Origin of the sequence: Azohydromonas caseinilytica (assembly GCF_012927045.1) — a bacterium.
In the GTDB taxonomy this organism is placed as follows: Bacteria; Pseudomonadota; Gammaproteobacteria; order Burkholderiales; family Burkholderiaceae_C; genus Azohydromonas; species Azohydromonas caseinilytica.
Genome location: NZ_JABBFW010000027.1, coordinates 14,513 through 28,150, shown reverse-complemented (window position 1 = coordinate 28,150; position 13,638 = coordinate 14,513). Strand labels below are relative to the sequence as shown.

The following is a 13,638-nucleotide window of genomic DNA, read 5'->3' as shown; positions in this document are numbered from 1 at the left end:
CCGGTACCCGATCAACCCGTGCACACGCCCACCGAGCCGTGAGCGAACCGCGGCTGGCTTGCCAGCCGCTCGCCGACATCAGGAGACAACCATGACTTCCAGGTCCAAGCACCCCATCCGTTCCCTATCGCGCCGTTCGCTGACTCTCTGCGCGGCCGCGCTCCTGGCCGGCACAGCCCTTCCGGCGGTCAGCCAGACCACGGCGTGGCCGTCCAAGCCCGTGCGCCTGGTGGTGGGCTTCGCCGCCGGCGGCGGCACGGACGTGATGGCCCGCGTCCTGGCGCAGTCGCTCACCGAGGCGCTGGGGCAGACCGTCATCGTCGACAACAAGCCCGGTGCCAGCGGCAACCTCAGCGCGGGCGAAGTGGCGCGGGCCCCGGCCGACGGCTACACCTTCCTCGTCGCGCCGACCTCGGTCGAGACGGCCAACCCCTCCCTGTTCAAGTCCAACGTGCTGCCCTCGCGCGACCTGACGCCCGTGATGGGCTTCGGGCGCATGCAGATGTACCTGCTGGCCCGCCCCACGCTGGAGGTCAAGGATGCCAAGCAGCTCGTCGCCCTGGCCAAGTCCCAGCCGGCCAAGCTGACCTATGCATCGTCCGGCACCGGCACGCCGCCCCACCTCGCCGGCGAGCTGTTCGTGCAGAGCACGGGCGCCTCGATCACGCACATCCCCTACCGCGGCTCCGCGCCCGCGCTGCAGGACGTGATGGGCGGCCAGGCCGACCTCGTCTTCGACCCGGGCATCGCCTTTCCGCACATCAAGAGCGGCAAGGTCAAGCTGCTGGCCGTGGCCAGCGACAGGAAGTCGCCCTTCTTCCCGGAGGCGCCCACCTACGCCGACCTGGGGCTTCACAACGCCAGCCTGGACATCTGGTTCGGCATCTGGGCGCCGAACAAGGTGCCCGCCGAGGTCACCGAGCGGCTGTCGCGCGAGCTGACCAAGGCCCTGGCGGCACCAGCGGTCAAGCAACGCTTCGCCGAGCTGGGCGCCGAGCCCGCTCCGCTGGAGCAGGCGGCTTTTCGCAAGCTGCTGGCCGACGAGGGCAAGACGCTGTCCACCCTCATCAAGGACCGCAAGATCATCGTCGAGTGAGCAGCACGAGAGCATGAACGCCTTTTGACCACCGCTGAACCTTTCGCTTCTTCCAAGGCACCCCACCATGGCCATCGACCAGGAATCGTTCGAGCTGTTGCTCTCGTCCGTCCAGCGCTTCGTCCGCGAGCGCCTCATGCCCGCCGAGGACGCGGTGGAGGAGCATGACGAAGTGCCCGCCGACATCGTCCAGGACATGAAGGCCATGGGCCTGTTCGGCATCTCCATCCCCGAGGAATACGGCGGCATCGGGCTGTCGATGAGCCAGGAATGCCGCGTGGCCTACGAGATCGGCCACACCTCGCTGGCCTTCCGCTCGGTGTTCGGCACCAACGTCGGCATCGGCTCGCAGGGCATCCTGATGGACGGCACCGAGGAGCAAAAGCGCGTGATCCTGCCGCGCGTGGCCACGGGCGAGCTGATCATGTCCTTCGCCCTCACCGAGCCCGACGCCGGCTCCGACTCGGCCGCTCTCAAGACCCGCGGCGAGCTCGTGGGCGACCATTACGTGCTCAACGGCACCAAGCGCTTCATCACCAACGCGCCGCGCGCGGGCGCGTTCACGCTGATGGCGCGCACCGACGGCCCCGGCCCCGGCGGCATCTCGGCCTTCATCGTCCCGGCGGACCTGGCCGGGCTGAGCCTGGGCAAGCCCGACAAGAAGATGGGCCAGCGCGGCACCAAGACCTGCGACGTGGTGCTCGACAACGTGCGCGTGCCGGCGTCCAACGTGATCGGCGGCAAGCCGGGCCAGGGCTTCAAGACCGCCATGAAGGTGCTGGACCGCGGCCGCCTGCACATCTCCGCGGTGGCCTGCGGCATGGCGCAGCGCATCCTCGACGAGTCCGTGGCCTACGCCCGCGAGCGGCGCCAGTTCGGCAAGCGCATCGGCGACTTCCAGCTGATCCAGGCCATGCTGGCCGACAGCCAGGCCGAACTCTACGCCGGCTGGAGCATGGTGCAGGACTGCGCGCTGCGCTACGACGCCAAGCCCGCGGGCCAGAGCGACCCGCAGGTCAGCATGCGGGCCTCGTGCTGCAAGCTGTTCTGCACCGAGATGGTGGGCCGCGTGGCCGACCGCGGCGTCCAGGTGCACGGCGGCTCGGGCTACATCAACGAGTACCCGGTGGAGCGCTTCTACCGCGACGTGCGGCTGCTGCGCCTGTACGAGGGCACCACGCAGATCCAGCAGATGATCATCGGCCGCGAGCTGGTGGGCCGGGACTGACGGCGCAGTGCAGCCCAACACCTGCGGCATCAAGGACCCGACGCAGAACATCAACCGGGTCACGCCCAAGGGCGGTGGCGGACCCCACTACGCCGGCATGTGAAGTCGGACCGGCCCAAGCATTCCTACCAGGAGACCCCATGCAATCCACTCAGACCAAGCCCGCGTTCCGCTGGGACGATCCGCTGCTGCTCGACGACCAGCTCAGCGCCGACGAGCGCGCCATCCGGGAGGCCGCCGCCGTGTACTGCCAGGAACGCTTGCTGCCGCGTGCGCAGGAGGCCTTCCGGCACGAGAAGACCGATGCCGCCATCTTCCGCGAGATGGGCGAGCTGGGCCTGCTGGGCCCCACCATCCCCGAGCAGTACGGCGGCACCGGGCTGAACTACGTCAGCTACGGCCTGATCGCCCGCGAGGTGGAGCGCGTCGATTCAGGCTACCGCTCGATGATGAGCGTGCAGTCCTCGCTGGTGATGGTGCCGATCAACGAGTTCGGCACCGAGGCGCAGAAGCAGAAGTACCTGCCCAGGCTGGCCAGCGGCGAGTGGATCGGCTGCTTCGGCCTGACCGAGCCGGACCACGGCTCGGACCCCGGCAGCATGATCACGCGCGCCAGGAAGGTGCCCGGCGGCTACAGTCTCACGGGCAGCAAAATGTGGATCACCAACAGCCCGATCGCCGACGTCTTCGTCGTCTGGGCCAAGGACGACGACGGGGCGATCCGCGGCTTCGTGCTGGAGAAGGGTTTCAAGGGGCTGTCCGCGCCGGCCGTCCACGGCAAGGTGGGGCTGCGCGCCAGCATCACGGGCGAGATCGTGATGGACGGGGTGTTTTGCCCCGAGGAGAACGCTTTTCCGGAAGTGCGCGGCCTCAAGGGCCCCTTCACCTGCCTCAACAGCGCGCGCTACGGCATCGCCTGGGGTGCGCTGGGCGCCGCCGAGGACTGCTACCAGCGGGCACGCCAGTACGTGCTCGACCGGCGCCAGTTCGGGCGTCCGCTGGCCGCCAACCAGCTGATCCAGAAGAAGCTGGCCGACATGCTCACCGAGATCACGCTGGGCCTGCAGGGCTGCCTGCGCCTGGGCCGCATGAAGGACGAGGGCACGGCCGCGGTGGAGCTGACCTCGATCATGAAGCGCAACAGCTGCGGCAAGGCGCTGGACATCGCCCGCGTGGCGCGCGACATGCTCGGCGGCAACGGCATCAGCGACGAGTACGGCGTGGCGCGCCACCTGGTGAACCTGGAAGTGGTCAACACCTACGAGGGCACGCATGACGTGCATGCGCTGATCCTGGGCCGGGCCATCACCGGCATCGCCGCGTTCTGCTGATATCAGCACTGCGGACCAGCATGTGCTGACAGACCCTTTTCGATGGGAGCGCAAGCCATGGCCTTTCTTCGGCAGTGCCTGGTCGAGCTGCGAAAGCGGCATGCGGACGACGGGCTGATGGACTTGCCCGGCTGTTGCGCCCCGCAACTGCCAGCGCGTGCCGATGCACGGGCCGCTGAGGCATCCACAGCACGGTTGGCTTCCCCGCCGCCATGGACCCAGGCAAGCGCCGGGAGCCGATCGAACGTGGTTGCCACCATGAGGAAGACCTGAATGAACGATCTCAACGGCTACGACATCGAGGACTTGCGTGCGGGCATGCACGCGACGTACTCCAAAACGATCACGGAAGCGGACATCGTGCTGTTTGCCGGTGTCTCGGGCGACAACAACGCCGTGCACACCAACGAGGAGTACGCGGCGACCACGAGCTTCAAGGGCCGCATCGCCCATGGCTTCCTGAGTGCCAGCGTGATCTCCGCGGCCGTGGCGAACCGGCTTCCCGGACCAGGGACGGTGTACCTGGCGCAGCAGCTGAAGTTTCGCGCCCCGGTGCGTCCCGGCGACACCGTTCATGCCACGGTGACCGTGCTCTCCACCGACGAGGCCAAGGCGCGGGCGGTGCTTTCGACGGTATGCCGCGTGGGCGAAACGGTCGTCATCGAGGGCGAAGCCACCGTTATGACGACGTCGCTGGTGCGGCGGCTCGCCACCAACCCGGCGCAGCAAGGCGGCAAGGTGCCAGCGGCTGCCGCCACTGTGAACTGAGAGGAGTTTCCACGATGAAAGTGATCGTCGCCGTCAAGCGCGTGATCGACTACAACGTCAAGGCGCGCGTGAAGTCCGACGGCTCGGGCATGGACCTGGCCGGCGTGAAGATGAGCATGAACCCCTTCGACGAGATCGCCGTCGAAGAAGCGGTGCGGCTCAAGGAAAAGGGCGTCGCCACGGAGATCATCGCCGTGTCCTGCGGCGTGGCGCAGTGCCAGGAGACGCTGCGCACGGCGCTGGCCATCGGCGCGGACCGCGCCATCCTGGTGGAAACCGATGCCGAGCTGCAGCCGCTGGCCGTGGCCAAGCTCCTCAAGGCCCTGGTGGACAAGGAACAGCCGGGCCTGGTGATCCTGGGCAAGCAGGCCATCGATGACGACTGCAACCAGACCGGCCAGATGCTCGCCGCGCTGGCCGACCTGCCGCAGGCCACCTTCGCCTCCAAGGTCGAAGTGGCAGACGGCAAGGCCCAGGTGACGCGCGAGGTGGACGGTGGTCTCGAAACGGTCTCCGTGACGCTGCCGGCGGTGGTGACCACCGACCTGCGCCTGAACGAGCCGCGCTACGTGACGCTGCCCAACATCATGAAGGCCAAGAAGAAGCCGCTGGAGACCGTCAAGCCGGCCGACCTGGGCGTGGACGTGAGCCCGCGCATCAAGACCGTCAAGGTCAGCGAGCCGCCCAAGCGCGGCGCTGGCGTGAAGGTGCCCGACGTGGCCACCCTCGTGGACAAGCTCAAAAACGTTGCCAAGGTGATCTGACATGGCCGCCCTCGTCATTGCCGAACACGACAACGCGACCCTCAAGGGCGCGACCCTCAACACCGTCACCGCCGCGGCCCAGTGCGGTGGCGAAGTCCACGTGCTGGTGGCCGGCGAGAACGCCGCCGCCGTGGCCCAGGCCGCCGCGCAGGTCCAGGGCGTCGCCAAGGTGCTGCACGCCGACTCGGCAGCGCTCGCCACGCAGCTGGCCGAGAACGTGGCTGCACAGGTGCTGGCCCTCGCCGGCAGCTACAGCCACATCCTGTTTCCCGCGACGGCTTCCGGCCGCAACGCCGCCCCGCGCGTGGCCGCCAAGCTTGACGTGGCACAGCTCAGCGACGTCACCAAGGTGCTGTCCGCCGACACCTTCGAGCGCCCGATCTACGCCGGCAACGCCATCGCCACCGTGCAGAGCGGCGACGCGGTGAAGGTCATCACCGTGCGCACCACCGGCTTCGACGCCGCGCCGGTCACGGGCGGCAGCGCCGCGGTGGAAACCCTGGCGCCGGTGGCCGACAGCGGCCAGAGCGCCTTCGTCGGCCGCGAGCTGACCAAGAGCGACCGCCCCGAGCTGACCGCCGCCAAGATCATCGTTTCCGGTGGCCGCGCGCTGGGCTCGGCCGAGAAGTTCACCGAAGTGCTCACGCCGCTGGCCGACAAGCTGGGCGCCGCGCTGGGCGCCTCGCGCGCGGCGGTGGATGCCGGCTACGCCCCGAACGACTGGCAGGTGGGCCAGACCGGCAAGATCGTGGCGCCCACGCTCTACGTCGCCTGCGGCATCAGCGGCGCGATCCAGCATCTGGCGGGCATGAAGGACTCCAAGGTGATCGTGGCGATCAACAAGGACCCGGAGGCGCCGATCTTCTCGGTGGCGGATTACGGCCTGGAGGCAGACGTCTTCGCCGCCGTGCCTGAACTGGTCAAGGCCCTGTGACCATGAAGGCCGCTTACATCACGGGGCATGGCGGCAACGAGGTCGTGGTCGTGGGCGAACGGCCCATGCCTCAACGACGGGCTGGTGAGGTGCTGGTTCGCATCCGGGCCGCCACGCTGAACCGGGTGGACCTGTACATGCGCGACAGCGGCGCGGGCATCACGCACCGGCTGCCGCAAGTCATGGGCCTGGACGGTGCGGGCGTGGTGGAGGAGGTGGATACCGACGAGCCCCTGCTGCACCCTGGCCAACGTGTGCTGCTGCACCCGGGCATCAGCTGCGGACGCTGCGAGTTCTGCGCCCGCGGCGAAGGCGTGCTCTGCACCGGCATCGGCTACCTGGGCGAGCACCGCGACGGCACGCTGGCGCAATACGTGGCGCTGCCGGCGCGCAACGTCTTTCCCATGCCCGAGGGCTTCAGCTTCGAGGAGGCCGCTGCCCTGGGCGTCAACCACCTCACGGCCTGGCGCATGCTGTTCAACAGGGCGCAATTGAAGCCCTGGGAGACGGTGCTGATCTTCGGCATCGGCGGCGGCGTGTCGCTGGCGGCGCTGCAACTGGCGAAGTGGGCCGGCGCGCGGACGATCGTCACCTCGCGCGAGGACGCCAAGCTTGAGCGCGCGCTGGCGCTGGGCGCGGACCATGCCATCAACGGCGCGCGCGAGGACGTGGCCAAGGCGGTGCTCGGGCTCACGCACGGGCGCGGCGTGGACGTGGTCATCGAGAACGTGGGCGCGGCCGTATGGGCCAGCGCCATGAAGTCCGTGGTGCGCGGTGGACGCATCGTCACCTGCGGCGCCACCAGCGGTGACCAGCCGCCGGCGGACCTGCGCCGCATCTTCATTCGCCAGCTGCAGATCCTGGGCTCCACGCTGGGGGACCTGCACGAGATGGCGGACTTGCTGCAGGCGGTGCAGCGCGGTGGCATCCGGCCGGTGATCGACTCCACCTGGGCGCTGGACGAGGTGCACGGCGCACTGAGCCGGCTGGAGGCCGGCACCCAGTTCGGAAAAGTTGCCATCACCTTGCCCGACTGAAGCACTACACCCTGCATGACGGCATCGCCGTCCTCACCCTGGACCACCCGCCCGTCAACAGCCTCAGCCATGCGCTGCGCAGCTTCATCGTGCAGGCGCTCGATGCGGCCTAAGCCGACCCAGCCGTGCGCGGCATCGTGCTGGCCGGCAATGCCAAGGCCTTTCCCGCGGGCGCCGACGTGTCCAAGCTGGGCACGCCGCCGGGACCGTGCCACGCCGCCGCTGCGGCCTGTGGCGCCAGGGGCAGAGATTCAGCAGGTTGCCCGACACCGGACATCGGATTGACGGGGCGAAAATCCTTCCCGCAGGAGGGCAGCCGCCCGATCGAAACCCTCGTCAATCTCCGATGGCCAAATCCTTCGTCGATGCCAATTACCGTTTCATCGCTGCCAACCAAGAGGTGAATGCGCGCATCACGCAGCGCCAGCAGGCGCTGGCGCTGTACGTCAGCCTGGTCGTGAGCCTGCTGGCGGTGCTGGTGGCGCTGCGCCCGGCCGGGGGTGCCAAGGAGCCGCCGGTGGAATGGCTGATCTTCGGCTTCCCGGTGGCGTCGCTGTGCCTGGCCTTTCTCAATTACATGGCCGAGCGGGCGATTTCGAATCTGCGAACTTTCATCGCGGTGCTGGAACAGCTGGAGGACGCGCACCACCACCTGCCCAGCTACAACACCGACCCGCGCTGGTCCCAGGGCGCGAACCAGGCGCGGCGCTTTCGCGATTTCGCCGCCGCCATCCTGGCGCTGGCGGGCAATGCCGCCGGGCTGGGCGCCGCGCGGACCATTTACCCACAGCGCTTCAGTGACGCGCCGGTATTTCTGTACGTGGCCATGGCGCTGGCGGGCGTGTCACTGCTGGTGCTGCTGGTGACGCCAAAATGGAGCTATGCGCCCGCGGGCCATGCCCGACCAGGTTTCAACCGCCAGTCATGATTTCACCCGGGCGTTGCCCCGGCCTTGTCGCGCAAACAGGGTGGACAGCAAGTTTTCATGGGCCCCGGACGCTTTGCAGCCGCGCATCTTGGTTTCCACCGGCGCCTCCTGAGATATTCCCGCGACAGGCTTTGTGAATCTGGCGATCCAAGCGTACGTGGCATGCAGGATATCGCTGCATGCCTGTGGCGTTGCTCATCCGCCCCGTGCTGTCAGCGCTTGCGTTGGCTTGCAACGAAGTCATAGGCAATCACCACGGTGACGTTGGTCACCTTTACTCCACCTGACCCCTGGTCTATTTTTTCCAGGCCGGCCCAGCAAAGCCGCTTCCAGGCCATTTTTGCAATGAGTTCTCCATACTTTTGTGGATGAAGTTTTTGCATGAAGGGCCTATAGTGAAACTGCCAAATAACCTTGGCTGGGGAGCTTCATATCAGATAAATCAATGCGTCAACAGCATGTGGGAGATGTCGGCTATCGAATTTATGTCGAGGTGACAGCACGAGTATCAAAGCGCCGACGGCTTGCTGTTCTATGCAAAATCACTTTTCCATTGGAGAAACTCATGTCAAATGGTAGTGGTGTTCGCATGGCGGTCGCCGCCGCGCTGTTATTGGGCGGCGGCGGTGCCGTATTCGGGCAAGAGACGGCGCCCGACATCAGGCACTTGGCCGGCGCCGCAAAGTTCGTCGTGCACAGCCGCGTCAGCAAGGTTGAATACCGCATGTCAGCGGCCGGCGAGAAAGGCCAGCCTCCGGTTCCTTTCACGATCGTGACATACGACGTGATCCGGTCAGTGCGGGGGGCGGCATCCAGCGGGTCCTTCAGCCTGCGCTACATCGGCGGGCCGGACGGTCGCGGCCATTTCCTCCGGGCCTCCAACGTTCCAGTCTTTCAGGCCGGTGACGAGGACATCCTGTTCGTCCAGAACAATGGTGCGAACGGCGGTTGCCCGCTGGTGGGCTGCATTGAGGGTCGCTTCCGGGTGCTCAACGGCGCGCTCTACGATGGCACCGGCACACCCGTGCAAGCCATTGACGCCAACAACAAGGTGGTGGCGCGCGGAAAGCCACCGGCCGAGTTCGGCAAGGTCAGTTATCCCGCCCCGGCTTTCGACGAGCTGCTGAAGAACCCCGAGGTGCGCGACATCATCAACAAGCGCGGCATGTCGGTGGACGAGGCGCGGCGTCAGTACGAAGCGCAGGGACCGGCAACGGTCGAGATGACAGCCGGTGCGGGCGGCGCAATGGGCGGTGACTCCGCCGGTTACAGCGGTCGACAGTCCGCCGCCGAGGGTGCCCCGCCGCAGCAGGAAGCTCGCCCCATGTCCGTCGACCGCTTCGTGGCGGCGGTGAAAGCCGTGCCGGCGACTGCAGGCACGGCGGAATCCGGATTCCAGAGCGCCGACCCGAATGCGCAGATCGCTGCACCGGCACCGCGGCCGGTGCCGCCCCCCAGCGCCTCGGAGCGAAGCATCGTCACGCCACGCTCGCCGGCCGACGTTGCCGAGGAGCGCGCCCTGCCCAAGGACGACCCGACGAGCACTCGGAACAAGTCGCGCTGAGCAGCCCCGATTTGCAATTTCACCAAGGGTAACCGTCATGAAAACGAAACTTGCCCTGTTCGGGGCGGCATTGTCATGCCTGGCTGCAACGCCCTCCATGGCATTCAATATCAATACTTGCTTTGGCGTCCCCATCAAATGGGGAACCAACGGCCCGGCCATGGGTGCCAGTTCAATAAGCTTCCCGACGGGATACTGGCGGGATGGGCTGCAGCGGACCGTCGATCTTTTGAATCAAAATCCGAGTCCCTTCTTCTTCGCGTTGCAGACCGATACCGGCGGTCTTGCGCTGGGCAATGGGCAAAACGAGGTCTGGGGCAGCAGCGATAACGGCATTCTCCAGGGTGCGCCGGCCATCACGTACTGGAGAGATACTTGCTTTCAGTTTCTCGGTGTCGTCGTTACCCATCGAGACGAGGCCGATGTCATTTTTGACTACCGGGCGCCATTCCAATGGACCGCGGACGAGCTGAAGTCCAGCATCATCAGGTACACCGGAACGCGGCGTCAGTTGCAGAGCACCGGGGTCCATGAATTTGGGCACGCGATGGGGCTGCTGCACGTCAACACGGAGTACAACATCATGGGCGCCGATTTCGAGCACATTTGGGCAAATGGCTCGGCGGCACGCGGATATCTCGGCGAAGACGCCAGCGATGGCGCAGTTTTCCTGTACGGCCTATGGTCCGCCAATTATCAGGATTTGGGTGTCGCCCACTGGAAATACGCATTTGCGGATGGCCAGTATTCTCGCCACGTCAAGACCGGCATCTACGACGCGTCTGGAGTCGCGCTGCCCACGGTGTCCGTCAATGGCGAGACGGGCTATCGCGTCAACCGCGGCCAGACGGTTCAAGTCGAGTTCAGCTATGAAAACAACGGCAAGGATACGCAGACCGTCAATACAGGCTGGTACGTTTCGACGAATGACATTATTTCGCGGTCGGATCTGCGCATCGCTACCAACACGGGCATGACGCTCGCACGGAACAACGTGCTGACCTATCGCAGGACTTTGACGATTCCGAATAACTTGGCGCGTGGTACAAACTACTGGGTCGGGACCATCGTTGATATGGAAGGCCGAGTGCCGGACAGCGTTCCCAGCAACAACGCCACCTACATTCCCATCCGAATCAACTGAGCAGGGATTCGCGCGCGAGCATTATTCCTGAAGTATTTTAGTCAAGGCAAGCAACGGCGATGGTCGACTGCACCGTTGCTTGCCCATAAACGGCCCATCGTCGCCCTGCGCCCTATTGAGAGCATCGGCCACGCTGGCGGCGCCGAAGCGGACCGGCTCGGGCTAATGGAGTGGATGCCCCCGCTCGAACTGGCATCAGTGTGTCCAGGGTGGTGGATATAACCACCGTTGAATAATGGTGTTCCCAGTATGGCGGAGCAACTGCCTTTGCTGCATAGGGTGGGTGCCAAGGGCAATTGCAGTTGCGCCACGCGGTGATCGCTAGAATCGTCAAACGAAGCTTTGTGCGAAAGTGTCCGCTTGGCAATAAGGGCCCTGGCTGCACTCATTACGTGCGCGGGAAAGGCCTCGTGATAATGAAAGCCACCTTGTCTCCGGCGCCGTGGGCAGATGCTTCAACAGTCCACGCATGAGTTACCAAGCGCTTTCGGAAGCAATTGCCTCAATGGAATTGATAAGCTTGAGGAAGACGGGGTAAAAAGCCAAGCCAATCAGATAAGCAATCAAGGCAACAGATAAAAACCTGCACGCCGCGAATAGCATGACGCCTTTAGGTCGTTCCAGTGGCTGCATTGGCAGTTCACGTTCTTTGGCATATCCGATGTATTGCCTCGATTTCGAGCCGCGCGAACACCAAGCAGCATCTCCATGGTTGTCCGTGTTTTTCGTTGATGGCTTCTTCACGTCTCAGGTGTACATGAGTATTTCGCTCGCGTCGACCATTGGGATGCGCGTCGTCGGTGCGTCAAGCCAGGAATTTCAAGCTCACCGGCTATGAAATTTCCGCAGAGCTCTGTTGCTATGCAATTTGTGTGAGTTTGTTCAAGCAGTAACGACGGCCGTGGCATTTGCAATGGCATGACGTTACCGCGTGCGGCTGGCAGTGCTCCTGCTGGACCGGGACTGCTCCAAGCGGATTAACGGCGCATCGAATCACAAGGTCGATGACAGGGCACTGCAGTTGGTGGCCGAGCAACTGCACCGGTGCCTGCGCCGAGGCGACTTGAGCTGCCGCCAAGGGCGGTGGCGAATTCATTGTGGTGCCGCGGCAAAACAGAAACCGGGGAAGTCGCCACTTCACTGCGGCACGCAACGCCGCTTGGGCCAGCCGTCCAGTGACGACCGGCAGCGGCTTTTCGAGGCAGCTAAGCCGGTTGCAAGAGGGGCGACGGCGGTGCTGTGCAGGTCGTTGCAGCCCGGCGGCCGAGACCGGCTCGTGCAGGTCCAGCCGCTCCAGCGCATGCTCGGTGGCCCGCTGCCGCCGGGCCTTGGGGATGATCCAAGGTCGAAATGCCGCGGGGCTGCATCGTGACGTGCCCAGGAGCGACAGACGCTTCTTGCTGAACCAGCAGCAGTACCGATGGAGCACAGCGCCAGGCCCGGTTAGGCTGCCGTGCAGTGATGACTTCAATTCTCAACGGCGCCTGACGCGGCCAGCGAGACAGCGCAGATTCCCGTCCGGATGGCTTGCAGGCCTTTGGCCCACGATGATGAACACCCGCCATCAGCGCTTTGGTTTCCTGGTCGTTCCCAACTTTTCGCTCATCGCGCTGAGCTCGGCGGTGGATCCGCTGCGCTTGGCCAACGGTGTGCTGGAGCGCAAGGCCTACGAGTTCGTGGTGGTGGCAGCCACCGCGGAGCCGGTGCCATCCAGCGACGGCATCCGGGTGATGCCCGACTGCGCGATAGCCCAGTCCGGCGAGTTCGACGCCGTGTTTGTCATCGGCCCCAACCCACTGCCGCGGCTCGGCTACAGGGAGAGCACCGCCTGGCTGCGCCGCATGGCTGCGCAGGGTGCCGCGCTGGGGGGCATCGACACCGGCAGCTACTTCTTGGCCAAGGCCGGCTTGCTGGCCGGATACCGGTGCACCATCCACTGGGAAGACCGTGACGCGCTGCTGGAGGACTTTCCCGGCATCGAGGTTTCGGATCAGCTGTTCGAGATCGACCGCGACCGCTACACCTGTAGCGGCGGCATCAGCCCGCTGGATCTGATGACCACGTTGTTGAGCCGACCGCCCGGCAGCCGCAGCTTGGCCGAGCAAGTGACCGACCTGTTGGTGGCGCAGCGCCGCAGCCCCGACGAAAAGCAGGTGGTACCACTGCGCCATCGTCTGTCCGGCAGCCACCCGCTGGTGGTGTCGGCGCTGGAGATGATGGAGAACAACCTGGAAGAGCCGTTGAGTCCAGTCGAGATTGCTGACTACCTTGGCATATCGCGGCGCCAACTGGAGCGGCTGTTCGGCGAGCAGTTGGGCATGTCACCGGCGCGCAAGTACCTGCAGCTGCGCCTGGAGCGTGCCCGGCTGGCGCTTTTGCGCAGCACCCGCGCGCCTGAGGACATCGCTCAGTCCACGGGCTTCGTCTCGATGCCCCACTTCATCACACGCTACCGCGAAGCCTACGGCTGCACGCCGGCGGCCGATCGCGCGCGACGCTGCGGGACACCATAGGGAATGGGCCCGAGCGGGAAAACCCCGCGCCCTCTCGTCGCAACCGGGAAACGGCATGTCGCAAAGGACAGCAGGCCGCTGTGCGACCGTCGCACCATCAGGCCACCTTCCACCTCCAAGGAAAGACCTCGTGGACATGCCCCGCACCATCCGCCTGCGCAATGGCGACAAGGCCTGGAACAGTGTTTCGAAGGACGGATGCGCACGCCGCGTCAAGAAGTTGCGTGTGCACATGGCCAGGCCCGATATCCACTGACGGCACGCTCCGCGGAGCGTACCTGTTTATAAGCGTTCTTCGGAACGCTCAGCCTCGGCTCCCTTCCGGTCGGTA

At 65.5% G+C, this 13,638-nt stretch carries 14 protein-coding genes and 1 pseudogene; 14 read left to right on the top strand and 1 reads right to left on the bottom strand.

Annotation, left to right across the window (positions count from 1 at the left end):
- Nucleotides 1–91: 91 nt before the first annotated feature.
- From HHL10_RS24360 to HHL10_RS24320, 9 genes and pseudogenes are all read left to right on the top strand, one after another.
- On the top strand, nt 92–1,096 hold the full coding sequence (locus HHL10_RS24360; RefSeq protein WP_169163011.1) for a tripartite tricarboxylate transporter substrate binding protein: 1,005 nt from the start codon (nt 92–94) through the stop codon (nt 1,094–1,096).
- Nucleotides 1,097–1,163: 67 nt separating this feature from the next.
- Nucleotides 1,164–2,324: an acyl-CoA dehydrogenase family protein gene (locus HHL10_RS24355; RefSeq protein ID WP_169163010.1), complete on the top strand. Its 1,161-nt coding sequence runs from the start codon at nt 1,164–1,166 to the stop codon at nt 2,322–2,324.
- Nucleotides 2,325–2,331: 7 nt separating this feature from the next.
- Nucleotides 2,332–2,427 (top strand): annotated as a pseudogene (locus HHL10_RS24350) (4Fe-4S dicluster domain-containing protein); the annotation flags it as partial.
- A gap of 37 nt (nt 2,428–2,464) precedes the next feature.
- Nucleotides 2,465–3,655, top strand: coding sequence for an acyl-CoA dehydrogenase (locus tag HHL10_RS24345; RefSeq protein WP_169163009.1), 1,191 nt, complete (start codon nt 2,465–2,467; stop codon nt 3,653–3,655).
- Between the two features lie 273 nt (nt 3,656–3,928).
- Nucleotides 3,929–4,423, top strand: a complete 495-nt coding sequence (locus tag HHL10_RS24340) for a MaoC family dehydratase (protein ID WP_169163008.1) — start codon at nt 3,929–3,931, stop codon at nt 4,421–4,423.
- A gap of 14 nt (nt 4,424–4,437) precedes the next feature.
- Complete coding sequence (locus HHL10_RS24335; protein WP_169163007.1) at nt 4,438–5,187, top strand: electron transfer flavoprotein subunit beta/FixA family protein; 750 nt, start codon at nt 4,438–4,440, stop codon at nt 5,185–5,187.
- Between the two features lies 1 nt (nt 5,188).
- Nucleotides 5,189–6,121, top strand: a complete 933-nt coding sequence (locus tag HHL10_RS24330) for an electron transfer flavoprotein subunit alpha/FixB family protein (protein WP_169163006.1) — start codon at nt 5,189–5,191, stop codon at nt 6,119–6,121.
- Nucleotides 6,122–6,123: 2 nt separating this feature from the next.
- Entirely contained in the window at nt 6,124–7,158 is a 1,035-nt protein-coding gene (locus HHL10_RS24325) for a zinc-binding dehydrogenase (RefSeq protein WP_169163005.1), read from the top strand.
- A gap of 346 nt (nt 7,159–7,504) precedes the next feature.
- On the top strand, nt 7,505–8,086 hold the full coding sequence (locus tag HHL10_RS24320) for a hypothetical protein (RefSeq protein WP_169163004.1): 582 nt from the start codon (nt 7,505–7,507) through the stop codon (nt 8,084–8,086).
- Nucleotides 8,087–8,298: 212 nt separating this feature from the next.
- Here HHL10_RS24320 and HHL10_RS24315 read toward each other — a convergent pair whose 3' ends face one another.
- Nucleotides 8,299–8,469 (bottom strand): hypothetical protein, encoded by a 171-nt coding sequence (locus HHL10_RS24315; RefSeq protein ID WP_169163003.1) that lies wholly within the window; start codon nt 8,467–8,469, stop codon nt 8,299–8,301.
- Between the two features lie 206 nt (nt 8,470–8,675).
- On the opposite strand from HHL10_RS24315, the gene HHL10_RS24310 reads away from it, so the two are divergent.
- The 5 genes from HHL10_RS24310 to HHL10_RS31070 all read left to right on the top strand — a co-directional run bounded on the left by HHL10_RS24310 (nt 8,676) and on the right by HHL10_RS31070 (nt 13,563).
- A complete protein-coding gene (locus tag HHL10_RS24310; RefSeq protein WP_169163002.1) occupies nt 8,676–9,650 on the top strand; it encodes a hypothetical protein in 975 nt (324 codons plus the stop codon).
- 37 nt (nt 9,651–9,687) lie between these two features.
- Nucleotides 9,688–10,794, top strand: coding sequence for a hypothetical protein (locus HHL10_RS24305; protein WP_169163001.1), 1,107 nt, complete (start codon nt 9,688–9,690; stop codon nt 10,792–10,794).
- A gap of 931 nt (nt 10,795–11,725) precedes the next feature.
- Complete coding sequence (locus tag HHL10_RS31410) at nt 11,726–12,166, top strand: diguanylate cyclase domain-containing protein (protein ID WP_169163000.1); 441 nt, start codon at nt 11,726–11,728, stop codon at nt 12,164–12,166.
- A gap of 178 nt (nt 12,167–12,344) precedes the next feature.
- Nucleotides 12,345–13,307, top strand: a complete 963-nt coding sequence (locus HHL10_RS24295; RefSeq protein ID WP_235971773.1) for a GlxA family transcriptional regulator — start codon at nt 12,345–12,347, stop codon at nt 13,305–13,307.
- Between the two features lie 130 nt (nt 13,308–13,437).
- Entirely contained in the window at nt 13,438–13,563 is a 126-nt protein-coding gene (locus HHL10_RS31070; protein WP_259373290.1) for a hypothetical protein, read from the top strand.
- The last annotated feature ends 75 nt before the right edge of the window (nt 13,564–13,638 follow it).

What these genes read in the sequence shown, in the direction of transcription:
- HHL10_RS24360 (WP_169163011.1), top strand. Translation starts at nt 92, where the DNA reads ATGACTTCCAGGTCCAAGCACCCCATCCGTTCCCTATCGCGCCGTTCG.
- HHL10_RS24355 (WP_169163010.1), top strand. Translation starts at nt 1,164, where the DNA reads ATGGCCATCGACCAGGAATCGTTCGAGCTGTTGCTCTCGTCCGTCCAG.
- HHL10_RS24345 (WP_169163009.1), top strand. Translation starts at nt 2,465, where the DNA reads ATGCAATCCACTCAGACCAAGCCCGCGTTCCGCTGGGACGATCCGCTG.
- HHL10_RS24340 (WP_169163008.1), top strand. Translation starts at nt 3,929, where the DNA reads ATGAACGATCTCAACGGCTACGACATCGAGGACTTGCGTGCGGGCATG.
- HHL10_RS24335 (WP_169163007.1), top strand. Translation starts at nt 4,438, where the DNA reads ATGAAAGTGATCGTCGCCGTCAAGCGCGTGATCGACTACAACGTCAAG.
- HHL10_RS24330 (WP_169163006.1), top strand. Translation starts at nt 5,189, where the DNA reads ATGGCCGCCCTCGTCATTGCCGAACACGACAACGCGACCCTCAAGGGC.
- HHL10_RS24325 (WP_169163005.1), top strand. Translation starts at nt 6,124, where the DNA reads ATGAAGGCCGCTTACATCACGGGGCATGGCGGCAACGAGGTCGTGGTC.
- HHL10_RS24320 (WP_169163004.1), top strand. Translation starts at nt 7,505, where the DNA reads ATGGCCAAATCCTTCGTCGATGCCAATTACCGTTTCATCGCTGCCAAC.
- HHL10_RS24315 (WP_169163003.1), bottom strand. Translation starts at nt 8,469, where the DNA reads ATGCAAAAACTTCATCCACAAAAGTATGGAGAACTCATTGCAAAAATG.
- HHL10_RS24310 (WP_169163002.1), top strand. Translation starts at nt 8,676, where the DNA reads ATGGCGGTCGCCGCCGCGCTGTTATTGGGCGGCGGCGGTGCCGTATTC.
- HHL10_RS24305 (WP_169163001.1), top strand. Translation starts at nt 9,688, where the DNA reads ATGAAAACGAAACTTGCCCTGTTCGGGGCGGCATTGTCATGCCTGGCT.
- HHL10_RS24295 (WP_235971773.1), top strand. Translation starts at nt 12,345, where the DNA reads ATGAACACCCGCCATCAGCGCTTTGGTTTCCTGGTCGTTCCCAACTTT.